The organism is Pseudomonas sp. HD57-3 (assembly GCF_056113135.1).
Genome location: NZ_CM148568.1, coordinates 83,069 through 107,081 on the forward strand (window position 1 = coordinate 83,069; position 24,013 = coordinate 107,081).

At 60.3% G+C, this 24,013-nt stretch carries 24 protein-coding genes and 1 pseudogene; 8 read left to right on the forward strand and 17 right to left on the reverse strand.

Features of this window, described 5'->3' with window-relative positions; genetic code table 11:
• Nucleotides 1-15: 15 nt before the first annotated feature.
• From AC0R79_RS00395 to tssA, 6 genes and pseudogenes are all read right to left on the reverse strand, one after another.
• Nucleotides 16-399 carry a hypothetical protein gene (locus AC0R79_RS00395; RefSeq protein WP_474732717.1) on the reverse strand — a complete coding sequence of 128 codons (384 nt, stop codon included), beginning with the start codon at nt 397-399 and terminating at the stop codon, nt 16-18.
• 1,108 nt (nt 400-1,507) lie between these two features.
• Nucleotides 1,508-1,801 (reverse strand): annotated as a pseudogene (locus AC0R79_RS00400) (PAAR domain-containing protein); the annotation flags it as partial.
• A gap of 11 nt (nt 1,802-1,812) precedes the next feature.
• The gene (tssE, locus tag AC0R79_RS00405) at nt 1,813-2,220 is read right to left on the reverse strand and encodes a type VI secretion system baseplate subunit TssE (protein WP_007954373.1); all 408 of its coding nucleotides are present in this window, start codon (nt 2,218-2,220) and stop codon (nt 1,813-1,815) included.
• A gap of 9 nt (nt 2,221-2,229) precedes the next feature.
• Nucleotides 2,230-3,705 (reverse strand): type VI secretion system contractile sheath large subunit, encoded by a 1,476-nt coding sequence (gene tssC, locus AC0R79_RS00410; protein WP_007954371.1) that lies wholly within the window; start codon nt 3,703-3,705, stop codon nt 2,230-2,232.
• Between the two features lie 28 nt (nt 3,706-3,733).
• The gene (gene tssB / locus AC0R79_RS00415) at nt 3,734-4,237 is read right to left on the reverse strand and encodes a type VI secretion system contractile sheath small subunit (protein ID WP_003229587.1); all 504 of its coding nucleotides are present in this window, start codon (nt 4,235-4,237) and stop codon (nt 3,734-3,736) included.
• 32 nt (nt 4,238-4,269) lie between these two features.
• Entirely contained in the window at nt 4,270-5,832 is a 1,563-nt protein-coding gene (gene tssA / locus AC0R79_RS00420; RefSeq protein ID WP_474732721.1) for a type VI secretion system protein TssA, read from the reverse strand.
• A 692-nt stretch (nt 5,833-6,524) separates the two neighbouring features.
• Here tssA and AC0R79_RS00425 point away from each other — a divergent pair.
• The 3 genes from AC0R79_RS00425 to AC0R79_RS00435 are packed head-to-tail and all read left to right on the forward strand — an operon-like array spanning nt 6,525 to nt 8,684.
• A complete protein-coding gene (locus tag AC0R79_RS00425; RefSeq protein WP_474732722.1) occupies nt 6,525-7,157 on the forward strand; it encodes a CDP-alcohol phosphatidyltransferase family protein in 633 nt (210 codons plus the stop codon).
• Entirely contained in the window at nt 7,144-7,743 is a 600-nt protein-coding gene (locus tag AC0R79_RS00430) for a lysophospholipid acyltransferase family protein (RefSeq protein WP_127800675.1), read from the forward strand. The genes AC0R79_RS00425 and AC0R79_RS00430 overlap by 14 nt, the downstream gene beginning before the upstream one ends.
• Nucleotides 7,740-8,684 (forward strand): phosphatidate cytidylyltransferase, encoded by a 945-nt coding sequence (locus AC0R79_RS00435; protein ID WP_085606186.1) that lies wholly within the window; start codon nt 7,740-7,742, stop codon nt 8,682-8,684. Before AC0R79_RS00430 ends, AC0R79_RS00435 begins: the two co-directional genes overlap by 4 nt.
• On the opposite strand, the gene AC0R79_RS00440 is transcribed toward AC0R79_RS00435, so the two are convergent.
• The 5 genes from AC0R79_RS00440 to AC0R79_RS00460 form a co-directional block, all read right to left on the reverse strand.
• Nucleotides 8,685-9,992, reverse strand: coding sequence for a type II toxin-antitoxin system HipA family toxin (locus AC0R79_RS00440; RefSeq protein ID WP_127800996.1), 1,308 nt, complete (start codon nt 9,990-9,992; stop codon nt 8,685-8,687). It abuts the gene before it with no gap.
• Nucleotides 9,992-10,366: a helix-turn-helix transcriptional regulator gene (locus AC0R79_RS00445; protein ID WP_127800679.1), complete on the reverse strand. Its 375-nt coding sequence runs from the start codon at nt 10,364-10,366 to the stop codon at nt 9,992-9,994. Before AC0R79_RS00445 ends, AC0R79_RS00440 begins: the two co-directional genes overlap by 1 nt.
• 408 nt (nt 10,367-10,774) lie before the next feature.
• Nucleotides 10,775-11,050 (reverse strand): HU family DNA-binding protein, encoded by a 276-nt coding sequence (locus AC0R79_RS00450; RefSeq protein WP_003213368.1) that lies wholly within the window; start codon nt 11,048-11,050, stop codon nt 10,775-10,777.
• A 190-nt stretch (nt 11,051-11,240) separates the two neighbouring features.
• Nucleotides 11,241-12,389 (reverse strand): NAD(P)/FAD-dependent oxidoreductase, encoded by a 1,149-nt coding sequence (locus tag AC0R79_RS00455; RefSeq protein ID WP_474732725.1) that lies wholly within the window; start codon nt 12,387-12,389, stop codon nt 11,241-11,243.
• 21 nt (nt 12,390-12,410) lie between these two features.
• Entirely contained in the window at nt 12,411-12,578 is a 168-nt protein-coding gene (locus tag AC0R79_RS00460) for a rubredoxin (protein ID WP_007954349.1), read from the reverse strand.
• A 199-nt stretch (nt 12,579-12,777) separates the two neighbouring features.
• Between AC0R79_RS00460 and AC0R79_RS00465 the strand changes: the two genes are divergently transcribed.
• The gene (locus AC0R79_RS00465; RefSeq protein WP_375744539.1) at nt 12,778-13,329 is read left to right on the forward strand and encodes a chorismate--pyruvate lyase family protein; all 552 of its coding nucleotides are present in this window, start codon (nt 12,778-12,780) and stop codon (nt 13,327-13,329) included.
• Nucleotides 13,329-14,219 (forward strand): 4-hydroxybenzoate octaprenyltransferase, encoded by an 891-nt coding sequence (gene ubiA, locus AC0R79_RS00470; RefSeq protein WP_375744541.1) that lies wholly within the window; start codon nt 13,329-13,331, stop codon nt 14,217-14,219. The genes AC0R79_RS00465 and ubiA overlap by 1 nt, the downstream gene beginning before the upstream one ends.
• A 46-nt stretch (nt 14,220-14,265) precedes the next feature.
• On the opposite strand, the gene AC0R79_RS00475 is transcribed toward ubiA, so the two are convergent.
• The gene (locus AC0R79_RS00475; protein ID WP_127800685.1) at nt 14,266-14,658 is read right to left on the reverse strand and encodes a COG4315 family predicted lipoprotein; all 393 of its coding nucleotides are present in this window, start codon (nt 14,656-14,658) and stop codon (nt 14,266-14,268) included.
• Nucleotides 14,659-14,809: 151 nt separating this feature from the next.
• Between AC0R79_RS00475 and phoB the strand changes: the two genes are divergently transcribed.
• From phoB to AC0R79_RS00490, 3 genes are all read left to right on the forward strand, one after another.
• Complete coding sequence (phoB, locus tag AC0R79_RS00480) at nt 14,810-15,499, forward strand: phosphate regulon transcriptional regulator PhoB (protein WP_007896474.1); 690 nt, start codon at nt 14,810-14,812, stop codon at nt 15,497-15,499.
• Nucleotides 15,500-15,573: 74 nt separating this feature from the next.
• Nucleotides 15,574-16,860, forward strand: coding sequence for a phosphate regulon sensor histidine kinase PhoR (gene phoR, locus AC0R79_RS00485; RefSeq protein ID WP_232253752.1), 1,287 nt, complete (start codon nt 15,574-15,576; stop codon nt 16,858-16,860).
• Between the two features lie 111 nt (nt 16,861-16,971).
• The gene (locus AC0R79_RS00490; RefSeq protein ID WP_007954342.1) at nt 16,972-18,312 is read left to right on the forward strand and encodes a hemolysin family protein; all 1,341 of its coding nucleotides are present in this window, start codon (nt 16,972-16,974) and stop codon (nt 18,310-18,312) included.
• A 6-nt stretch (nt 18,313-18,318) separates the two neighbouring features.
• Here the strand turns inward: AC0R79_RS00490 and AC0R79_RS00495 are convergent, their stop codons facing one another.
• The 5 genes from AC0R79_RS00495 to pstA form a co-directional block, all read right to left on the reverse strand.
• Nucleotides 18,319-19,215: a peptidoglycan DD-metalloendopeptidase family protein gene (locus tag AC0R79_RS00495; protein WP_007954336.1), complete on the reverse strand. Its 897-nt coding sequence runs from the start codon at nt 19,213-19,215 to the stop codon at nt 18,319-18,321.
• A gap of 224 nt (nt 19,216-19,439) precedes the next feature.
• Entirely contained in the window at nt 19,440-20,396 is a 957-nt protein-coding gene (locus tag AC0R79_RS00500) for a response regulator (RefSeq protein WP_474732730.1), read from the reverse strand.
• A 189-nt stretch (nt 20,397-20,585) separates the two neighbouring features.
• Nucleotides 20,586-21,347: a phosphate signaling complex protein PhoU gene (gene phoU / locus AC0R79_RS00505; RefSeq protein WP_007954334.1), complete on the reverse strand. Its 762-nt coding sequence runs from the start codon at nt 21,345-21,347 to the stop codon at nt 20,586-20,588.
• 71 nt (nt 21,348-21,418) lie between these two features.
• Nucleotides 21,419-22,252, reverse strand: a complete 834-nt coding sequence (gene pstB, locus AC0R79_RS00510) for a phosphate ABC transporter ATP-binding protein PstB (RefSeq protein WP_007954333.1) — start codon at nt 22,250-22,252, stop codon at nt 21,419-21,421.
• 82 nt (nt 22,253-22,334) lie between these two features.
• Nucleotides 22,335-24,005, reverse strand: a complete 1,671-nt coding sequence (gene pstA, locus AC0R79_RS00515) for a phosphate ABC transporter permease PstA (protein ID WP_074689923.1) — start codon at nt 24,003-24,005, stop codon at nt 22,335-22,337.
• Nucleotides 24,006-24,013: the final 8 nt, after the last annotated feature.

Consider the following 24,013-nt stretch of genomic DNA (forward strand, 5'->3'; position numbering starts at 1 on the left):
ATCCGAAAAAACGCTTCATGGGCAGATCGAAGCCTCACGGATCGTCCACTCACGCTGGGTTCCTTCAGTAACTTTCTCGACAACTGCCAGGCGCTGTTTCAACTGAGTGGCGTCAATGGATTTACTGCCCGCAGCGTCGTTGATGGTCAGCTGATAGTTGCTCGGGATCTGTTCGATCACGTCTTCACCGTACGAGACAAAACTCGCCACGAGCGCACGAGCGCCTGCTGCAACTGTCAGGTTGCGTTCCAGTGAGTGCATGTTTGAGCTATTGGAAACCTTCATCTCGAGTGGCTGGCCACAACGGTTCTCGATGTACACATGGTTGTTGTAGACCTGCTGCGCCGCGCAGCCGTACAAGGAAACAAACAGCAGGATGAAACCGGCGAACCTAGTCATTGAATTCAACCCTGGCCAGCCAAAGCAGGCTTTTCACGTCCTGTTCAGAAGCGGCCATGCGCTTTTGCAGGTTGGTGGACGTCTGGGTGTAGCTGCTGAAGTAATGCATGACATCCACCTCACCCGTGCTTGGTGTCGGGTGGTTTGCCTTGGGGTTTTGCATCAACGTTGAGGTTTCTTTGTGCGTCCACGAGTAGTTCGGGATCAGCCCACCACCGTATTCGTTGAGAATCAGATGCCCGAATTCATGGGCCGAGGTCTCTTTGAACTCTTCCTGCGCATAGTTGGCAGCATCCGCAGCCGTCAAGCCTTGACGCTTGACGAGTTGGTCAAAGGCATAGCCAGCGTTGTGGTAAACCTTCCGGGCAATTGCCAGGCTGGTCGAACGACCGAAGTCCGCTGACAACGAGTCAATCAACGGGAAGTTCCCGGCCTTTGGCTCGACATTGACCTCGGCCCTGACCGTGACTTTGTAGACCCCTTTGCTGGTGGTGATTCCTTCGGCAATGCCACCACCGCGCGAACCATTGCGTGACCAATACAATTCGATGCCTTCCTTCGCCCAATCCAGCAAAGTGCTGAACGGCGTAGGCACCAGGCCAGGCGTGGAACCACTGCTGCCACCCTCCGAGAAGCTCGGGCGCAGCGTCACTTCCACGGTCTTGGCATTGCGATCAATACGCACGTCGACCCACTTCACCTCTTCAGCCGAACACGCGAGCTTAACTTCGGTGACTTGCTGCTTGCCCGCTCCGGTCGCGGTCAGACGAAGTTTGAGGTTGGGGCTCTTCAGGGTTTTGGTGTCGAGGATGCCGGCAGTGTCGTACCCATCCCATTGCCACGGATGCTTGCCAGGGGGCAGGAACGGGGCGGTATTGGCTTCGGTGTAGACCGGCTTTTCGCCGTCCAGCACTTCCAGCTTCACACTGTCTGCCGCATCCATGCGGTTCTCGACGACGAAGTCGACCAGCTCACGGTTTTTCGATGGTCCGGACTTCAGCTCATCGAAGTCCGGTATCTCCAGCGGCGTCAGAACCGAGTTGCCACCCGACTTAAGACCCAGTCGGTAATCCAGAGCAGCGGCGACCGCAAGGGCGGCAAGCCCCGAAAACGGTGCAGGCGAATGCGAATTGCCGATGATTACCGTCCCGGACCCGGCAGTGACCTTGTTGCCATGGGCTCCGACCGACCCTACGGTTGCGGCCGGTTTGCCGTTGATCAGAACCGTGGTCGCAAGGTCGCCGACCAATGCACTGCCACACGCCGAGGCATCGCCCTGGCGGGCCGCCGGGAGGCCGTCGAAGAACACGTCGCCGGAACCGGCGGCGATCGGGTTGGTGCCGTGGCCGGGGAGCGGGCAAGCGGTGGGGTCGGATACGCGTGCTGCTGGTTTGCCAGACATCGGGGTTCTCCTTAGTTGACCTTCACTTGACCGCTGCCATCCAGGCGCGCGGCGAAACTGACCTGACGCTTGAAACCCTCGACTTCCAGCAGGCCCTCGATGCTGAAGGCCAGGCGAAGCTGATCGTGGTCTCGCGGCAGGGAAATGACACGCACGTTGCTCAGGCGCGGCTCGTAGGCTTCGATGAAGCTTTCGATGGCCAGGCGGGCCTGACTCAGGGAGTCGTGCAGGCTCAGGCGCATGTCATTGAGATCGGGCAACCCGTAGTCGGACAGCGTTTGCACGCTGCCGGCCCGGGTGCTGAGCATTTTGGCCAGATGGGCAGCCACCGACGCCATGGCCGAAGCCTCGAGGCTCCTGCCCTTGCGTAGTTCCGCGTCGCCGTTGAGGCGTTCGAAAAGGCTGCCGTATCCGTCCATGAGTCGCTCTTACTCTTTGTCCAGCTTGCCAACCAGCGACAGGGTGAAATCGGCACCCATGTACTTGAAGTGCGGACGCACGTTCAGGCTGACGCGGTACCAGCCCGGCTCGCCTTCAACGTCGCTGACGATCACTTGCGCAGCGCGCAGCGGACGACGGCCACGTACTTCGGCGCTCGGGTTTTCCTGGTCGGCCACGTACTGGCGGATCCACTTGTTCAGTTCCAGCTCGAGGTCGGTACGCTCTTTCCACGAACCGAGTTGCTCGCGCTGCAGCACTTTCAGGTAGTGAGCCAGGCGGTTGACGATCATCATGTACGGCAGTTGGGTGCCGAGCTTGTAGTTCAGCTCTGCAGCCTTGCCTTCTGCGCTGATGCCGAAGAACTTCGGTTTCTGCACCGAGCTTGCGGAGAAGAACGCCGCGTTGTCGGAGCCTTTACGCATGGTCAGGGAGATGAAGCCTTCCTCGGCCAGTTCGTATTCACGACGGTCGGAAACCAGAACCTCGGTAGGAATCTTGGTTTCGATTTCGCCCATGCTTTCGAAGTGGTGCAGAGGCAGGTCTTCAACCGCGCCGCCGCTCTGCGGGCCGATGATGTTCGGGCACCAGCGGAATTTGGCGAAGCTGTCGGTCAGCTTGGTGCCGAACGCGTAAGCGGTGTTGCCCCACAGGTAGTGCTCGTGGCTGTTGGCAACGTTTTCCTTGTACACGAACGATTTGACCGGGTTTTCTTCCGGGTCGTACGGGTTACGCAGCAGGAAACGCGGAACGGTCAGGCCAACGTAGCGGGAGTCTTCCGAGGTACGGAAGCTCTGCCATTTGGTGAATTGCGGGCCTTCGAAGTGATCTTTCAGATCCTTCAGGTCCGGCAGACCGGTGAAGCTTTCCAGGCCGAAGAATTTCGGACCGGCAGCGGCGATGAACGGCGCGTGGGACATGCAGGCTACGCTGGACACGTACTGCATCAGTTTCACGTCCGGCGAGCTTGGGGACAGGTAGTAGTTGGCGATGATCGCGCCAACCGGCTGACCACCGAACTGGCCGTATTCAGCGGTGTAGATGTGCTTGTACAGGCCCGACTGCATCACTTCCGGCGAATCTTCGAAGTCGTCCAGCAGGTCGTCCTTGGAGACGTTGAGGATTTCGATCTTGATGTTTTCGCGGAAGTTGGTGCGGTCGACCAGCAGTTGCAGACCACGCCACGACGATTCCAGCGCCTGGAAGTCCGGGTGGTGCAGGATTTCGTCCATCTGACGGCTGAGCTTGGCATCGATCTCGGCGATCATGCGGTCAACCATGGCTTTCTTGACCGGCTCACCGTTGTTCTGCGGCTTGAGCAGCTCTTCGATGAACGCCGACACACCGCGCTTGGCGATGTCGTAGGCTTCGTCGTCCGGCGTCAGGCGGGTTTCGGCGATGATGCTGTCGAGGATGCTGTACTCGCCGTTTTCTGCGGCGTTCTGTTGTGCTGCGCTAGTGCTCATTGTGTTGGCTTCCTTGGCTGCTGGAGTCTCAAGCGTCCGGGGCTGCGGCGTTCAGGCCCAGCTCACCGAGTACGCGACCGCGGGATTCGTCGTCGGCGAGCACGCCTTCGATGGCTTTACGGAACGCAGGTGCGTTACCCAGCGGGCCTTTGAGGGCCACCAGCGCGTCGCGCAGTTCCATCAGTTTTTTCAGCTCAGGCACTTGCTCGACCAGGCTGGCCGGGTTGAAGTCCTTCATGGAGTTGACGCGCAGTTGCACGGCCAGCTCGTCGGCCTCGCCATCTTCCTGCAGACGGTTCGGCACGCTCAGCGTCAGACCCAGCTCTTGCTTGGCCAGCACTTCGTCGAAGGTCATCTTGTCGATGCTGATCGGCTTGCGATCCTCGATCTTGCGATCGTCCTTGCGGTGGGTGTAGTCACCGATTGCCAGCAGCTTCAGCGGCAGTTCAATCTCTTCCTGAGCACCGCCGGTGGCGGGTTTGAAGGTGACGTTGATGCGTTCCTTGGGGGCTACCGAGCCTTCTTTGGCCATGGCTTTTCTCCTTGCGGTTGTGGCCCTGGGGCCTATTCGAGTACCACTTCGAGATCGAGGTGGCACAGCCTGCGATAAATCTCTTCCTTGCGTTCACGTACGGCATGGTTCTGCGGTAACAACTCGCAGCAACTGTGCAGCAGGTGCAGCACTTCCAATGCAAGATCGGGCTCCCAGGCGTGCAGGCCTGAGTCCTGTAATGTCTGATCGAGGGTTTCGAGCTGGTTCTTGGCGAGTTCGTATTTCTTGGCCAAAAAGCACAGCCGCGCGAGGGCGAACTGCCAGAAGAAGCGTTCGCGCCCGCCGTGCGCTGATTGCAGGCCCTGCTTGAGGATCTGCACCGCCGGTTTGAGGCCTTCCTTGCGCAGGATCGGCTGGACTTCTTCCAAGGCCTTTTCCCAGGCTGGCTGGGTTTCGACGTTCTCGGTCTCGACCTTGCGCGGCGCACTGGCGCTTTGCAGGTGCGGCATGACGTTGCCGGCGATCCACGCCCGGGTGGACGGATCGGCGAACGGCGTGCCGTCATGGAAACGCAGCTCGATGATGCCGGGCAGGCGCTGAATCAAAAGCGCGAAGTGGATTTCCACTTCGCGCATGGCCAGCTCGGCGTTGAGGTTCTGGAGACATTCCCAGACCATCCTCTGGCCATCGAACCAGAACGGCGCCTTCGCCAGGCTCGCCTCCAGTTCCACCAGCAGGTCGGCGTATTTGCCCTGATCGAAACGGTCCTGATACTGCTTGAGCTTGTCGACCGGCAACCCGCGCAGCACGGTTATCTGCTCGGCGTTGCGTTCGGGCACCGCATCGATCGTCATCCACAGCAAGGTGCGGTTGAGGCGCAGCGCGCGCAGGTCGGTGGCTTTCTGCTTGAGCCACCAGGCGCACAACGGGCGGGCGCTTTCCTGCTGGGCGCGCAGGGCCTTGTGGGCTTCTTTCTCGTTGTCGATCGGCGCGCCGGGCGCCAGCAACTGGCTGGCGGCCTGCTTGACCTGCGCCACCGCCGCGCCCACCACGCCGGGTGCCGGCTGGTTGTCGGCGGCGCGCTGGATCATGGTTTTCAGGCGACGGGAGAGCGGCAACAGCAGCGGCGCATCATCGCCCAGATGCTCGGTGCAGGCGGCGTCGAGACCGGACAGGTGCTCGGACAGTTGCCGGAACATCGGCAGCTGTTCCTTGATCGCGATGTTCTCGGTGATCACCTGCTCAAGACGCGGCACCAGCCAGCCAATGGCGGCGGCCCGGGTTCGGGGTTTGAGCGGGTGGACCTCGGCCCAGTTGTTTTCCGACAAGTGGTGCAGCAAACCGAGGCCGGCCAGCAGGCCGGGGAAGGATTCACGCTGGTACAGCGACCAGGTCAGCCAGGCGCCGACACGTAAATCCTTGGATTGGGTACGCAGGAGGTTTTCGCTGTTTTCGCGAATTTTCAGCCAGTCGATCTGCCCGCTTTCGTGCATCGAAGAGGCTTTGGCCAGCTCGCTTTCCAGGGCCTCGAATTCGCTCGAGAAGCGAACGTCTTCGCCCGCAAAATTCTCTTTGGAAACAGAGACTTTAGCGAGTTCGAGGTAATGGGCGGAAAGTTTGCTTGAGTAGGACATCCATGGCCTTTGTTTGGATTACGGTCGTGCGCCTATTGGAGTTGCAGCGGCGCGGGGACAGTATCGAAGAGCAGTGAGAAGACTCATCCAATTGAGTGTGTGCTCTTTCAAGTGGGCGCATCGTAATCACTATGATGGCCACTAGCAAGCATCTGATTAAACAACAAGACGAACTGTTCATTGGGCGCTGTAGGAGATCGCCCTATATGTGTCAGGGGTTTCCCTGATATCGGCTTATATCAACCGTGCCTTTCAAACCCCGGCGTAACCTGCGTCCCAGAGCGCCTGCGTGAAACCCGCCGACACCTCCTTGAACGCACGTTCCAAAATACGGACGAAAGCATGACAATACTGGAAAGAAAATAAAGTAGGAATCTTCCGAAAACAGATAGGCATCTTTAAACAAATCGAGGAGGACAACAGGTAACAATAAAAGTGCCATCAATTTGATGTCATCGCACACTTTGCATACTTCACAAGACTTCTTTACCCGCACAATTGCAGGACTTCACGCAAGTCGCCGTCAATCCATCAAGCCTTCGCCCTGCTTAAGCACACACTTTCGATGTGGATTGTTCTGACAAATGTCGCGGACTGTTCTTACATCAATATATTTCATGCTGCGAACGTGCCTTTATATTGCCAGCCTCAGTCATCAATTGACGGCTTACCACTGATACGGACATTGGCAAATGGATGAAAACAGACGGCCCATCAAGACCCGCTCGGCGGGCTGGGCGAGACGCTTCACGGATGAACTGGTCAAGCGGGACATCTCCCCCAACCAGATCTCCGTCATCAGCATGCTCTTCGCGCTGTTCGGCGCGGTGACCCTGAACATCGACAACGGCGTGGCCGGTTCAATCTTGTGCATCGTCGGCATTCAACTGCGGCTGCTGTGCAATCTGTTCGACGGAATGGTGGCAATCGAAGGCGGCAAGCAATCGGCCATTGGCAGTCTGTACAACGAGTTTCCAGACCGGGTCGCCGACAGCCTGCTGATCGTCGGGCTGGGTTTTGCCATCGGCCAGTCCGATCTCGGCTGGTTTGCCGCACTGGCCGCTGCGCTGACGGCGTATGTCCGGGTGTTCGGCGGCGCTCTAGGACTCACCCAGAGTTTCATGGGGCCGATGGCCAAGCAGCACCGGATGGCGGTGATGACCGTGGCGCTGCTGTTGAACGTGTTCGAAACCATTTACTACGCGACCCACTACGCTTTGCTGATCGCGCTGGTGATCATCGCCCTTGGCTCCGTTGCCACCTGCGTCACGCGCACCCTGGCCATCGCCAGACAACTGAAGGGGACTGCTCATGTGGATCAGTAACGCGCTGATTTCGGTGCTGCGCTTCTTGATCGGCGTGACCGCCCGCTGGGAAAGCCCGCCGGACCTCACGCGCCAACGCATCTACTACGCCAACCACACCAGCCACATGGACACCCTGGCGATCATCGCCGCACTGCCGCCGGAAGCCCGGTTGAACGTGAAGCCGGTGGCGGCCGCCGACTACTGGGGCAAGAACCGCTTTCTGTCCTACATCTCGCAGAAAGGCCTGAACGCAGTACTGATCGAGCGTAATCCGGCGCCGGGCACCAATGTGCTGGAGCCGATCTTCGATGTGGTCCGGGCCGGCCACTCGATCATCATTTTCCCCGAAGGCACCCGCTCCACACAGGCATTGCCGGGGGAATTCAAGTCCGGCATCTTCCGCCTGGCCGAGACCTTTCCTGACGTCGACCTGGTGCCGATCTACCTGGAAAACCTGCATCGCTCGATGCCAAAAGGCAAACATGTGCCGCTGCCGATCATCTGCACGATCCGCATCGGCGATCCGCTGCAAAGAATTGCCGGTGAGGAAAAACAGGCGTTTCTGGATCGGGCGCGTGACGCCATCGTGAGGTTGTCGAAATGAGTCTGGAAACCAAGTTCCTGTGGTTCTTCGCGGCAATCGCTGCACTGCTGGCGGTGGCTTCGCTGATTGGCGGCGTACTGGCCAGACGGGCAAAGAGCGAAAGCTCGATCGCGACCATCGAAAACCTCAACCAGCGCGTGAACGCGTGGTGGGGGATGGTCATTATTTTCTTCGTGTCCTGGCTGCTCGGCCCAAACGCGACGGTGGTGTTGTTCGGCTTCATTTCGCTGTTTGCGCTGCGCGAGTTCATCACCCTGACACCCACCGCACGCGGTGACCACAACGCGCTGTTTTCAGCGTTTTTCATTCTGATCCCGCTGCAATACCTGCTGATCGGCACCCATTGGTATTCGATGTTCACGCTGCTGGTGCCGGTGTATGCGTTCCTGCTGCTGCCGGCGATTGCAGTGCTGAGCCAGGACACCGAAGGCTTTCTGGAGCGCACGGCGAAAATTCAGTGGGGCGTGATGATCTGCATCTACTGCATCAGCCACGCACCCGCGCTGTTATTGCTGGATCTGCAGGGCTTCCAGGGCCAGAACGCCCTGCTGCTGTTCTATCTGGTGTTCGTGGTGCAGATGAGCGACGTGTTGCAGTACGTGTTCGGCAAGCTCTTCGGCAAACGCAAGGTCGCGCCGCTGGTGAGCCCGTCAAAAACCGTGGAAGGGCTGGTTGGCGGCGGACTGTCCGCCACGTTGATCGGCGGCTGCATGTTCTGGATGACACCGTTCAGCTTCTGGCAGTCGTTGCTGATGTCGCTGGTCATCGTGGTGATGGGCTTCCTCGGCGGCCTGGTCATGTCGGCGATCAAACGCAGCCTGAGCGCCAAGGACTGGGGCACGATGATCAAGGGCCACGGCGGGATGCTCGACCGGATGGATTCGATCTGTTTCGCCGCGCCGATCTTCTTTCACCTGACCCGGTACTTCTTCTCGGCTTGATCAGGCGATTGCTTCACCAAGATAGAGTCGGTGTGTCTTCTCGATCTCATCGATCAATCGCGGTGCAACGCCTACTGATCCGGCAATCTCGCGCCAACGCTTAACGGCAGCGCAAACCTCTTGAATGATGGCCGGGGCGTCGATGCCCCGGATCTGTCGGGCAACGGCTTCGAGGTCCGCGAGCTCAAACCTGTCGCGCTTGCCATTGATAGTCATCTGGTGGGTCGCGACCCAGAAACTGCCAGGCTGATACGACCACGAAACATCATAGGCCGGGGAAAGAGACCAGGTGCCGGCTCGATCCATCAGGAAACTGGTGTTCTTGGTGTGGTCATCCTGATTACGCCCGACCACATTGAAAACCATGCGCCGAAAGTACTCTATTGCGTCGCTGCGCGAGAGTCCGAGCATTCGCATCACCCCGAATGCCTGCTCATAGGAGTAGCCGCCCGGCTGCTTATAGTCGGCATGATCCATGGCACACAGGGTCGCCATGTGGATCTTTTCCCCGTCATCGGTCCGATCAAAGCGCTTGGTCAGAAAGTGAGCACGCCCGCCCTCTTCCAATAATTCGCACGGGCTCATAGTGATGCCGGCGGCTTTGGCCATGAGCGAATATGCGTACTCCACACGTCCAAAACCCTGCGAATCGGCCAGGAAGTCGGTGTTTTTGGCAACGTCGAACTTCAGCAGCCAGTAGGAAAACCCCTTTGGCGCCTTGACTTGCCCTGAACGGATCTCGCCAGCCGCGTTCATCGCGATAACGGCTTTGGCCCGCGCCCCGCCAGCGCTGGTGCCGACCTGAATCAAGCGCTGAAGTGCCTCGTCATCGACATCGGAATCGTGTTTTGCGAGGCGATCAGCCAAGCTTTCCCGTTGCGAGAGCACTTCGCTGGCAAGCTCTACCAGCGCATCAATCTGGACACTTTCACTGGCGTTTACAGAGCCAGTGAGGGCGGGCCGATACTCGAGCCCACCCATCCCGCGTGCACCCTGATACAGGATTCGCTCAACGGGAGTGAATGTCGTTTTGTCACGGCCCTCTTTAGCGAGCCAGGCGTCGATCAGTGCGTTACCGAAATCATCCGGCAGAGAGTCAGCCAGGATAGCCGGAAGGCCTTTGTAGGTTTCCCGATTCAGGCCGGGAAAGGCGTAAGTCTGATTCGCAGCCAAGGGCATATGGATAGGCGAGATTTCGATACCGGTTTTGACGAATTCAGGATCGTATTCGAACAAACCCAGCTGGCTGCCCTCATCCCAGAGCAGCCCCCCGACAAACCGGTCGAACAGATACACCTTTGCAGTAATCACCAATCAACCTCCTTTTTGACTTCGCTGCCGGACACAGAATCGCCTGCGCTCCCTGCTGACGCCTTGCCCACCGCTCGTGTGCCGGTTGCCCGAACGCGCTGCGTTCCGGCCATCTTGATCACTTGCAATGGGCTCGGTCGAACGGGCTCAACCAGTGAGGCCGCTCTTTCCAGCTCGCCAATGACACGCAGGACGGCCAGCAGATTCACCAGGGTGCCTTTGCCATGGAGAAGATTGATCAAGGTCTGGCGGCTGATGCCGGCTTCCCTGGCGACATGCTCCTGGCTGAGATTCTTCTTCAGGCGCAATTCCTGGAGCCGGGCACCAATGGCGCTGGCAATCGCATCGTCGGTCATTGCTTGGAGGCGCATAGTGTCTAAATCCCTGAAGCGAATGTGCAAATGACGAAGTGTGTGTATTCAATACCAGGCCATGCGGAAAAATCGACCTGAGCCACATCCAATGCCATCACTGCGTATGGAAATCTGGGCATTAATACAAAAATCGTCCTTTACGTCTCAATTTGAAGGCATTAGCTCGCAGCAGTACTCATCACATATGCAGACAGAATAACGCCCAGATAAATAGACAATAAATAGAAGAATGGCCGATAAGGTATAAATATCAAGACAAAAAACATTCAGAAAATCATGAAAGGCACAGAAACAACTCCGAGGTAGCCGGGAATCCTACAGACACAAAAAATGGGCACCCGACCGCAATCGGAGTGCCCATTTTTTCACTACGGCTCTCCCCGCTATTCAGGGAGTGCACCGCAATTATGGATTGACGCTGTCTTTCAACGATTTGCCTGGCTTGAACGCAACGGTGTTGCTGGCCTTGATCTTCACCGGTTCACCGGTTTGCGGGTTTTTGCCGGTGCGTGCACCGCGGTGGCGTTGCAGGAAGGTGCCGAAGCCCACCAGCGTGACGCTGTCCTTGCGGTGCAGGGCGCCGGTGATTTCTTCGAGAACGGCGTTGAGAACGCGGTTGGCCTGCTCTTTGGTCAGATCCGCTTTTTCAGCGATTGCAGCGGCGAGTTCTGGTTTACGCATTAGTGAAGCCCCTTTGACGGTTTTTTGTTGTTATGTCCGTGCTGTTCTCGTTGGAACAGCGCCCAAGGCGCCGCAGGCTCTACTCTGCGGCAGACGGGAGTGAGGATGGCACGCGGTTAAGGGCGGCGCCAGTCTCCCCGCGACCTTTGTGGGGGCAAAAGCGGGGTGATTCCGACAGAACGACCGGTATTTACGCCAGCAAGGCCGGAAGCTGTTTGTTCAGTGCGAGTTTTTCCATCACCGCCGCGCCGGTCAGGGCGTAACCGAGCAATTGCCCGTCTGCGTCGTGGCACAGCACCTTGACGTCGGCGCCCTGCCCTTCGACCGTCCAGACACCCTCGCGGCCCCGTGGCGGCGGGGAAACCACCAGCGGGCAGACCGGGGTTTTCACGGTGATCGGCATCGGTCCGTAGTTCACTGCGGTCGGGTTGCCGGCCAGGGTCTGTGCCAGCGCTCGCGCACAACTCATGAGGGGCATTACGTACAGAAGATTCAGCCCGTCGACCTCGGCGCAATCGCCCAGGGCGTAAATGTTGGCGTGAGAAGTTTGCAGATGACGGTCGACCACCACACCGCGATTGGTCTGGATGCCGGCAGCCGCCGCCAGATCGATCCGCGGGCGCAGGCCGATGGCCGAGACCACCACATCGCACGGGACAACCTGACCGTCGGACAGGTGCGCTTCCAGCCCGTCAGCGACTTTCTGCAGACGGGTCAGCACCGGGCCGAGGTGGAAACGTGCACCGAGGCTTTCCAGCCCGGCCTGCACCGCAGCCGCAGCGGCCGGGTGCAGCAGGGTCGGCATCACCTGCTCGCAGGGTGCAACCAGTTGCACCTCATAGCCGCCCAGAATCAAGTCATTGGCGAACTCGCAGCCGATCAGCCCGGCGCCGAGCAGCAACACCCGGCGCTTGCCGGCCGCTGCGGCACGAAAACGCGCGTAGTCTTCGAGATCGTTGATCGGGAACACCAGATCCCCGCCATCGCCTTCGATCGGCACGCGCACGGTTTCGGCGCCCCAGGCGAGGATCAGGTCGCGATAGCTCACCGCTTCCTCACCGATCCACAGACGCTTGTGGCCCGCATCGATGCCGCTGATGCGGGTATGGGTGCGGATTTCGGCCTTCAACTGCTCGGCCATGGCACCCGGTTCGGCCATGCTCAGGCCGTCGGCGCCCTTGTTCTTGCCGAAGCCGGTGGACAGCATCGGCTTGGAGTAAGAGCGACCGTCATCGGCGGTAATCAGCAGCAGCGGGGTTTCGCCATCGAGTTTGCGAAACTCGCGGGCCAGGTTGTAACCCGCAAGCCCGGTGCCAACGATTACGACAGGTGCGCTCATGCCCTACTCCTCAGTGTTTTCTCAGTTGATTTCGATCATTTCGAAGTCCATCTTGCCGACGCCGCAGTCCGGGCACAGCCAGTCTTCCGGCACGTCCTGCCACAGGGTGCCCGGCGCAATGCCGTCATCCGGCCAGCCGTCGGCTTCGTTGTAGATCAGGCCGCAGACCACACATTGCCACTTTTTCATTCAGGTACTTCCTCAGGGTTCAGGCTTTAGCCGGCGCGGACGGTCGATGGTGCAGCGCTGCCGTCCGGCTCAGGGCGTTTTGTACTGATCGTGCCGGGCAGATGCAAGCCTGTTCGGCGCAGCGGCGACCCGGATCAATCAAACTCGCGGTGCGGCATGGTAAGCTCGCCGCCTCATTTGCTGCCAATAATGACTCATTGTGCAACACACAAACGCTCCGCTGTGGCGCCCGCAAAGCGAACTGACACCCCTCCCCGACACATCCACGCTCGACTGGCTGTTCGACGAAGGCTCCCTGACCCGCCGGCTGACGCGCCTGTCCAATGACGGCTTCAGCGTGACGCCGCTGTTCGAAGGCTGGCAGACCCTGCGCGACGACGAATGCGCCGCCCTGGATCTGGCCGAAGGCAGCGAGGGCTGGGTGCGCGAGGTGTATCTGCGCGGGCATGGCGAGGCCTGGGTGTTCGCCCGCAGCGTGGCGTCGCGCAGTGCCTTGCAAGGCGACGGCTTGCACATGGATGAACTGGGCAGCCGCTCGCTGGGCGAGCTGCTGTTCTGCGATCACGCCTTCCAGCGCCGCGCCATCGAAGTCTGTCATTACCCTGAGCACTGGTTGCCCGAAGGTTCCCGGGCTGCCGGCCTGTGGGGACGGCGCTCGCGGTTCGACCGTGGTGCCTTGAGCGTACTGGTGGCGGAGATTTTCCTGCCTACGCTGTGGGAAGCCGTCCGCGCCCGTCCGGAGAACTGCTGATGTACCAAAGCCTGCTCAAATCCCTGAATCGCTTGAACCCGCGCGCCTGGGACTTCATCCAGCTGACGCGGATGGACAAGCCGATCGGCATTTACCTGCTGCTGTGGCCGACGCTCTGGGCCCTGTGGATCGCCGGTAAAGGCTCGCCATCGCTGGCCAATATCGTGATTTTCGTCCTCGGCGTGGTCCTGACCCGTGCCGGCGGCTGCGTGATCAACGACTGGGCCGACCGCAAGGTCGACGGCCACGTCAAACGCACTGCGCAGCGGCCTATCGCTGCCGGCAAGATCAGTTCGAAAGAGGCACTGGTGTTCTTCGCGCTGCTGATGGGCGTGAGTTTCCTGCTGGTGCTGTGCACCAACGCGGCGACGATCTGGCTGTCGCTGGGCGGTCTGGCGCTGGCGTTCACCTATCCGTTCATGAAGCGCTACACCTACTACCCGCAAGTGGTACTGGGCGCGGCGTTCTCCTGGGGGATGCCGATGGCGTTCACCGCCGAAACCGGTGAGTTGCCGGCCACCGCCTGGCTGCTGTGGATCGCCAATCTGCTGTGGACGGTGGGCTACGACACTTATTACGCAATGACCGACCGCGACGATGACCTGAAGATCGGCGTGAAATCCACGGCGATCCTGTTCGGCGAAGCGGACCGGGTGATCATCCTGACCTTGCAGGTACTGTCGCTGGGCTGCCTGGTGCTGGCGGGGTCGAAATTCGAGCTGGGGATCTGGTTCCACTTCGGCCTGCTGGTGGCGGCCGGGTGCTACGCCTGGGAGTTCTGGTACACCCGCGACCGCGACCGGATGCGTTGCTTCAAGGCGTTCCTGCATAACCACTGGGCCGGGCTGGCGATTTTCGTCGGGATCGTGCTGGATTACGCGCTGCGCTGAAACACGCCTGCTCCCGGCGACGGGAGCAGGCAGATTGCGCGTGCGCTTACTTCTTCGGCCCGGAATTAGTGATGACGTGCCACATATCTTTCATCTTGTCGCCCGTCATGTCTCCAGGCTTGGCATCTTTCACGAAGGTGTACAGCGGTTTGCCGTCGTAGGCGTACTGCATCATGCCGTCATCACGTTTGATGACCGTCCATTTACCTTCAGCCTTGGCATCTGCCGGCGCCATCAACGGCGGCCAGTTCTTGGCGCAATCGCCGTTGCACATCGACTTGCCGCCACTGTCCTTGTCGAACGTGTAAAGCGTCATGCCCTTGTGGTCGACCATCATTCCGTCTTTCATCATGGCCGGCTCGGCCGCCATCGCCAGTCCAGGCAGAGTCAGGGCGGCAGCCATCAGCAAAGCCTTAAAGGAAGCAGTCATTTGAGTCATGGAAACCTTCTTTTGTGGTTGTCAGGATTCGGACTTACAGCTTAGTTCAGGATTTGCACAATCGCCGCCGGACTAAAATACTGTCACACGACTGCAATAATTCCGTTATCTAATGCGGCGCAAGACAGTTAAATGACAAGAGGATTAAGGCATGGTTGGCAGGAGCATTCTGATCGTCGACGACGAAGCGCCCATTCGCGAAATGATCGCCGTTGCGTTGGAAATGGCCGGCTATGACTGCCTCGAGGCAGAGAACTCGCAGCAGGCCCACGCCATCATCGTCGACCGCAAACCGGACCTGATCCTGCTCGACTGGATGCTGCCCGGCACTTCCGGCATCGAGCTGGCCCGCCGCCTCAAGCGTGACGAGCTGACCGGGGACATCCCGATCATCATGCTCACCGCCAAGGGCGAAGAGGACAACAAGATCCAGGGCCTGGAAGTCGGCGCCGACGACTACATCACCAAACCGTTTTCCCCACGCGAACTGGTGGCACGCCTCAAGGCTGTGCTGCGTCGCGCCGGCCCGACCGATGGCGAAGCGCCGATCGAAGTCGGCGGCCTGCTGCTCGACCCGATCAGCCACCGCGTGACCATCGACGGCAAACCTGCCGAGATGGGCCCGACCGAATACCGTCTGCTGCAATTCTTCATGACCCACCAGGAGCGCGCCTACACCCGTGGCCAATTGCTGGACCAGGTCTGGGGCGGCAACGTCTATGTTGAAGAGCGCACCGTCGACGTGCACATCCGGCGCCTGCGCAAGGCCCTCGGCGACGCCTACGAAAATCTGGTACAAACCGTGCGCGGCACCGGCTACCGGTTCTCCACCAAGGCCTGAGCCGAGCGCCCTCACCGTAGACAAGGACCGCATTTTCCGTGAACCAAAACTGGCATGGCACCCTGATTCGCCACATGCTGTTGCTGGTCACCGGCTGCCTGGTGATCGGCCTGATCACCGGCTACTACGGCTGGAGTCTGGCGGCGGGACTGGGCCTGTACCTGGCCTGGACGCTCAAGCAACTGCTGCGCCTGCACGAATGGCTGCGCCTGCACCAACCCGATGAAGCACCGCCCGACGGCTACGGCCTTTGGGGTGAGGTGTTCGACAGCATCTACCACCTGCAACGCCGCGACCAACGGGTACGCGGACGCCTGCAAGCGGTGATCGACCGCGTTCAGGAGTCTACCGCCGCGCTGAAAGACGCGGTGATCATGCTCGACAGCGACGGCAACCTGGAATGGTGGAACCGCGCCGCCGAAACCCTGCTTGGCCTGAAAACCCCGCAAGACAGCGGCCAACCGGTGACCAACCTGGTCCGCCATCCGCGCTTCAAGGAATACTTCGAGCAGGAAAGCTACGCCGAACCGCTGGAAATCCCCTCGCCGACCAACGATCGCGTACGCATCCAGCTGTACCTCACGCGCTACGGCAACAACGAACACTTGATGCTGGTGCGCGACGTCACGCGCATCCATCAGCTGGAACAGATGCGCAAAGACTTCATCGCCAACGTCTCCCATGAGCTGCGCACCCCGCTGACGGTGATCTGCGGCTACCTGGAAACCCTGCTCGACAACGTCGAGGAAGTGAACCCGCGCTGGAGCCGTGCCCTGCAGCAGATGCAGCAACAGGGCGGACGCATGCAGACCCTGCTCAACGACTTGCTGCTACTGGCCAAGCTGGAAGCCACCGATTACCCGTCGGACAACCAGCCGGTGCACATCGACACTTTGTTGCAGTCGATCAAGAGCGACGCCCAGCAGCTGTCAGGATCGAAGAATCAGAAAATCACCCTGGAAGCCGACACCAGCATCCTGCTCAAGGGCAGCGAGGCGGAACTGCGCAGTGCGTTTTCCAACCTGGTGTTCAACGCCGTCAAATACACCCCGGCCGAAGGCAATATCCGCATCCGCTGGTGGGGCGACGATCAGGGCGCACACCTAAGCGTGCAGGATTCCGGGATCGGCATCGACAGCAAACACCTGCCGCGCCTGACCGAACGCTTCTACCGCGTCGACTCCAGCCGCAACTCCAACACCGGCGGCACGGGCCTGGGCCTGGCCATCGTCAAACACGTACTGCTGCGCCATCGCGCACGGATGGAGATCAGCAGCGTGCCCGGTCACGGCAGCACGTTCACCTGCCATTTCGCCCCGGCGCAGGTCGCTCAGGCACGGGTCATCAGCGCCGCTGAGTAATGCCGGACTAGGCAATCGCCAAGTCAGCCGCTACATTGGCTGACTTGCGCCTGCCTTTCAGGTGCGGATTTTTCTTTCTTTCGAATCACACGGAACCCGCAAAACTCCATCATGGACCCTTCCCCTGGCTTGTCCCTCGCAACAATATTCGCCGATTTCGGCATGATTCTTTTCGCTCTGATCCTGGTTTTGCTCAACGGCTTCTTCGTTGCGGCGGAATTCGCCATGGTCAAACTGCGCTCGACCCGGGTCGAAGCCATCGCTGAGCAGCACGGCTGGCGCGGGCACATCCTGCGCACGGTGCACAGCCAGCTCGATGCTTACCTCTCGGCGTGCCAGCTCGGTATCACCCTCGCCTCCCTCGGCCTGGGCTGGGTCGGTGAGCCGGCGTTTGCGCACATTCTCGAACCGTTGCTGAGTGCGGTCGGCGTGCAATCGGCCGAAGTCGTCAAAGGCATCTCGTTCTTCACCGCGTTCTTCATCATTTCCTACCTGCACATCGTGGTCGGCGAACTCGCACCCAAATCCTGGGCGATCCGCAAACCTGAATTGCTGTCGCTGTGGACGGCGGTGCCGCTGTACTTGTTCTACTGGGCCATGTACCCGGCGATCTACCTGCTCAACGCCAGCGCCAACACCATCCTGCGCATCGCGGGGCAAGGTGAACCCGGCCCGCATCACGAGCACCATTACAGCCGTGAAGAACTGAAACTGATCCTGCACTCCAGTCGTGGCCAGGATCCGAGCGACCAGGGCATGCGTGTGCTGGCCTCGGCGGTGGAAATGGGTGAGCTGGAAGTGGTCGACTGGGCCAACTCCCGGGAAGACCTGATCACCCTCGAATTCAACGCCCCGCTGAAAGAGATCCTGGCGATGTTCCGTCGCCACAAGTTCAGCCGTTATCCGGTGTACGACAGCGAGCGCAAGGAATTCGTCGGCCTGCTGCACATCAAGGACCTGCTGCTGGAACTGGCAGCGCTGGATCACATTCCCGAGTCGTTCAACCTCGCCGAACTGACCCGTCCTCTGGAGCGCGTCTCCCGGCACATGCCGCTGTCGCAGCTGCTGGAACAGTTCCGTAAGGGCGGCTCGCACTTCGCCGTGGTCGAAGAAGCCGACGGCAACATCATCGGCTACCTGACCATGGAAGACGTGCTGGAAGTGCTGGTCGGCGATATCCAGGACGAACACCGCAAAGCCGAGCGCGGCATCCTCGCCTACCAGCCGGGCAAGTTGCTGGTACGGGGCGATACGCCGTTGTTCAAGGTCGAGCGCCTGCTGGGGATCGACCTGGATCACATCGAAGCCGAAACCCTCGCCGGGCTGATCTACGAAACCCTGAAACGGGTGCCGGAAGAGGAAGAAGTACTGGAAGTCGAAGGCCTGCGGATCATCATCAAGAAGATGAAAGGCCCGAAGATCATTCTGGCCAAGGTGCTGATGCTGGACTGACGGGGTTTACTGCTTGCCCAACGCAAAGTTGGGCAACGCCCCCAGCGGCTGGTTGAACTGATACGGAATCGACACCAGCCCCATCCCGGTGTTGCGCTGCACCACAAAGTGCAGGTGCGGGCCGCTGCTGTTGCCAGTGTTGCCGGACAGCGCCAGCGGACTGCCCACCGCCACTCGCTGCCCTTCGCGCACACTCACCGATCCTTGCTTGAGATGCAGGTACACGCCCATCGTGCCGTCGTCGTGCAGTATCCGCACGAAGTTACCGGAGGGATCGGTGCCGCGCCCGTTCTGGGAATTCTCGGTCTTCACTACCACCCCGGCTCGCGCCGCAATGATCGGCGTACCGACCGGCATGGCAATGTCCATCGCGTATTTGTTCTTCGGCCCGAAGTGGCTGTAATCGCCATTGGCGCCCTGGCTGAGGCGGAACGGCCCGCCACGCCACGGAAACGGATACCGATAGCCCTGTGCGGCGCCAGCGGGGTCACCGAGGGAATACTGGAACATCGGCGTGTACACCAGCGGCTTGCCACCAGACACCGCCGTCAGCAACGCCAGCCGTGTATTGCTGCGCGCCGGCAGCACCCGGCGGATCGTTTGCGCCGGCGCGCCACGCACGTTGCTCATCCCGGTAAACGCCAGCGCAACCTCGACCGGCGCGTACAGGTCGTTGCGCACGAACACCACGTCCGCGCCCTTCTGCTTCTTGATGTCGAGATAGACCTGGCGCTCCAGGCGCTCGACCATCCGGTCCTGAAACACGAACACCTGGGAGCCTTTGCTCGGACGGTCGCTGTACGAAACCACTCCGTTGGCATCGGTGGATTTGTAGATCGTCATGGCCACAGTCGAGGTGGAGGCCATGAACAGACCACAGAAAAACAGCAGGCGCAGGGGCATGGGCAAAAGTTCTGTCGAGTAAGGCCTGGAATGAGCCTAGCAGCTGAGACAGACCAGGCTAGTCGACAGATGTTTCAAATTGGCAGGTGCAGGAGATGATCGTCCCCACGCTCTGCGTGGGGATGCAGCCCGGGACGCTCTGCGTCCCATGCGTGAGGACGCAGAGCGTCCCTTGAGGCATTCCCACGCGGAGCGTGGGAACGATCAATGTCAGGCGACGAAGATTACGCGCCCGGAACGAAGTGCTTCTGCGCCGTGCCGCGGGCGATCAGGCGGGAAATGTAGTCGAGCTTCTGCGCGTCCTGGTCGACGAAACGGAAGGTCAGTTGCAGCCAGTCGCTGTCGGGTTTCGGTTCGTGAGCGACGACGGCGTGCAGGTAGCCGTTGAGGCGGGCGATTTCGGCGTTGTCGCCCTGCTCCAGGTCCAGCACTGCGCTGTCGAGGATCTGCGGCAGGGTGTCGGTGCGTTTCACCACCAGCAACGCTTCCTTGATGCTCAGGGCCTTGATCACGCATTGCTGGGTGCCGCTCGGCAGGCGCAGTTGGCCCTGACCGCGACCGCCGGCCGGAGCGCTCGAGGCTGCCGGGGCTTTCACCGGCGGGCTGTTGAGCAGGCCACGCTGTGGCGCGGCGGCAGGTGTCGGGGCCGCAGCGGCAGGCTTTGCAAACGGGTTCGCCGCAGCAGCAGCCGGTGCGGAACCGACCACGGCAGCCTTGCCGCCGGTCAACGCGCTCAAAGAGTCGTTGCCGAACGCCGAGTTCATCTTGGTCGGGGCGCTGTTCATCAGGGTGTCGAGCTTGCCGACCTTGTTCAGGGCCTGCTTGACCTTGGTCAGCAGTTGCTCGTTGGTGAACGGCTTGCTGACGTAACCGGTGACGCCGGCCTGGATCGCCTGCACGACGTTTTCCTTGTCGCCACGGCTGGTGACCATGATGAATGGCATGGTCTTGAGGTTGTCCTGCTCACGGCACCAGGTCAGCAGTTCGAGGCCGGACATTTCCGGCATTTCCCAGTCGCACAGCACCAGGTCGAAAGCTTCCTTGGCCAGCATGGCCTGGGCCTTCTTGCCGTTGATGGCGTCCTCGGTGCGGATCCCCGGGAAGTAATTACGCAGGCACTTTTTCACCAGGTCACGAATGAACGATGCATCGTCCACGACCAACACACTGATCTTGCTCATCCAACACCCCTATTAAAATCCCGGCAAGCATAACGCTGGCTGATGGCACATTGCCAAAACTCTTCAGTCACGCCGGGACTTTTCGTTCGCGGGTGCTGCTTTTTAATTCGCTTTCCAATTCGGATCTGCCTATGAAAAGCAGAAACAAAAACGCCCGGCCAAAGGGCCGGGCGCTTTTCTCAGGCAATCTTACTTATCGTCAGCATCGCCCGGAACATTAGCGGTTTCGCCACTTGTCCCTTCAACTTCTTCCTTCATGCGCTTGAGGCCCATGTGCCGCACATCGGTGCCGCGCACCAGATAAATCACAAGCTCCGAGATGTTGCGCGCGTGGTCGCCGATCCGCTCCAGCGAACGCAGCACCCAGATAATGCTCAAGACCCGCGAGATAGAGCGCGGGTCTTCCATCATGTAAGTCGCCAGCTCGCGCAGGGCGGTCTTGTATTCGCGGTCGATGATCTTGTCGTACTGCGCCACCGACAGCGCCAGATCGGCGTCGAAACGGGCAAAGGCATCCAGCGCATCACGCACCATGTTGCGCACCTGGTCGCCGATATGGCGAACCTCGACGTAACCGCGCGGCGCTTCGCCTTCTTCGCACAACTGGATCGCACGGCGGGCGATCTTGGTCGCTTCGTCGCCGATGCGCTCAAGGTCGATCACCGACTTGGAGATGCTGATGATCAGACGCAGGTCAGAGGCCGCCGGCTGACGACGGGCCAGAATGCGCAGGCATTCTTCGTCGATGTTGCGTTCCATCTGGTTGATCTGGTCGTCGATCTCGCGCACTTGCTGGGCCAGGCCCGAGTCGGCCTCGATCAGCGCGGTGACCGCGTCGTTGACCTGCTTCTCGACCAGCCCGCCCATGGCCAGCAGGTGGCTGCGCACTTCTTCCAGTTCGGCGTTGAACTGCGCGGAAATGTGATGGGTAAGGCCTTCTTTACTAATCATGTTGGCGTCCTTGGAGCGTCCGGTAAGGTGCGGCGGGCCGCAGCGTCAATTCTGTGAATAACCCGCAACTGTCAGCCGTAACGACCGGTGATGTAGTCTTCGGTCTGCTTCTTGGCCGGATTGGTGAACAGGGTATCGGTGTCGCCGAATTCCACCAGTTTGCCCATGTACATGAACGCCGTGTAGTCGGACACCCGCGCCGCCTGCTGCATGTTGTGGGTCACGATGACGATGGTGAACTTGGATTTGAGCTCGTAGATCAGCTCTTCGACTTTCAGGGTCGAGATCGGGTCGAGCGCCGAGCACGGTTCGTCGAGCAGCAGCACTTCCGGTTCCACGGCGATGGTACGGGCGATCACCAGACGCTGTTGCTGACCACCAGACAGGCCGAGGGCCGAGTCATGCAGACGGTCTTTGACTTCGTCCCACAGGGCCGCGCCCTTCAGTGCCCACTCGACGGCTTCGTCGAGGATGCGCTTCTTGTTGATGCCCTGGATGCGCAGGCCGTAGACCACGTTCTCGTAGATGGTCTTCGGGAACGGGTTAGGCTTCTGGAACACCATGCCGACCCGGCGACGCAGCTCGGCCACGTCTTCGCCCTTGCGGTAGATGTTGTTGCCGTACAGGTTGATCGCGCCTTCGACGCGGCAGCCGTCCACCAGGTCGTTCATGCGGTTGAAGGTGCGCAGCAGCGTGGACTTGCCGCAGCCGGACGGGCCGATGAAGGCGGTCACGCGCTGTTTCGGGATGTTCATGCTGACGTCGAACAGTGCTTGTTTCTCGCCGTAGTACAGGCTCAGGCCCGGCACTTCGATGGCCACGGTTTCCTGTTCGAGGTTCAGGCTCTGCTTGTCGCGGCCCAGGGCAGACATGTTGATGCCGTGGGTATGTGTTTCGTGCTGCATGGGAGATCCCCTGTGCTAACAAATTCGGTTCGGTTGGCTGCCGGTATACAGGCCGGCAGTCCTTCAATTCTTGTGACGGCGATCAGCTGTCCAGCGCCTTGTACTTCTCGCGCAGGTGGTTACGGATGTACACCGCCGACAGGTTCAGGGTGGCGATCACGAGCACCAGCAACAGCGCCGTGGCGTACACCAGCGGCCGCGCGGCCTCGACGTTCGGGCTCTGGAAGCCGACGTCGTAGATGTGGAAGCCCAGGTGCATGATCTTCTGATCCAGGTGCAGGTACGGGTAGTTGCCGTCCACCGGCAGCGACGGCGCCAGTTTCACCACACCCACGAGCATCAGCGGCGCCACTTCACCGGCGGCGCGAGCCACGGCGAGGATCATGCCGGTCATCATGGCCGGGCTGGCCATCGGCAGAACGATCTTCCACAGGGTTTCAGCCTTGGTCGCGCCCAGAGCCAGCGAGCCTTCCCGCACGGTACGCGGGATACGCGCCAGACCTTCTTCAGTGGCCACGATCACCACCGGTACCGCCAGCAGCGCCAGGGTCAACGAAGCCCAGAGCAGACCCGGCGTACCGAAAGTCGGTGCCGGCAGCGCTTCAGGGAAGAACAGACGGTCGAGCGAGCCACCGAGCACGTAGACGAAGAAGCCCAGACCGAACACGCCGTAAACAATCGCCGGAACACCCGCCAGGTTGTTCACCGCGATCCGGATCACCCGGGTCAGGGTGTTCTGCTTGGCGTATTCACGCAGGTACACCGCCGCCAGCACGCCGAACGGGGTCACGATCATCGCCATGATCAGGGTCATCATCACGGTGCCGAAGATCGCCGGGAAAATCCCGCCTTCAGTGTTCGCTTCACGCGGGTCGTCGGACAGGAATTCCCAGACCTTGCTGAAGTAGAAACCGATCTTGGTGAACGTACCCATCGCGTTCGGCTGGTAGGCGTGAACCACTTTGCCCAGGCCGATTTCGATTTCCTTGCCGTTCGCATCGCGAGCAGTCAAGGCGTCACGGTTGAACTGCGCGTGCAGGTCGGCCAGACGGGCTTCGATGTCCTGATAGCGGGCGTTCAACTCGGCGCGCTCGGATTCCATGTCCGCTTGCGCGGTGGCGTCGAGTTTGCCTTCCAGCTCCAGCTTGCGACCGTGCAGACGGATGCGCTCGAGACCGGCGTTGATCGCGCCGATGTCGGTTTTTTCCAGCGACTTGAGCTGCGAGGCGAGGCCGTTCACGCGGTTGATCCGCGCCTGCAGCTCAGGCCAGGCCGCTTCGCCTTCGGCAATCACCTTGCCGTCCTGTTTGACGTTGACCAGGTAGCCGTAGAAGTTGCCCCACTCACGACGCTCCAGCGCCATCAGTTCCACCGGCGTGGTCTGGTTGGTCAGCCACTCGCCGACGATCCAGGTGAAGTCGTTGCCGTTCAGGTCACGGTTGCCGACCTTGATCAGCTCGCGGGTCATGAATTCAGGACCTTCGTCCGGCACCGGCAGGCCGGCGCTCTTCAGACGGGCGCGCGGCACTTCTTCTTTCTGCACCACTTCGCCCACGACCAGATGCTGGCCCTGGCCCGGTACGTCATAGCTGGCGTGGATCAGATCCGCCGGCCAGAAGTGACCCAGACCGCGCACGGCGATTACCGCCAGCAGACCAATGGTCATGATGACCGCGATGGACACCGCGCCGCCGCTGATCCAGACGCCGGGGGCGCCGCTCTTGAACCATCCTTTCAGGGAGTTCTGTTTCACAGACTTCT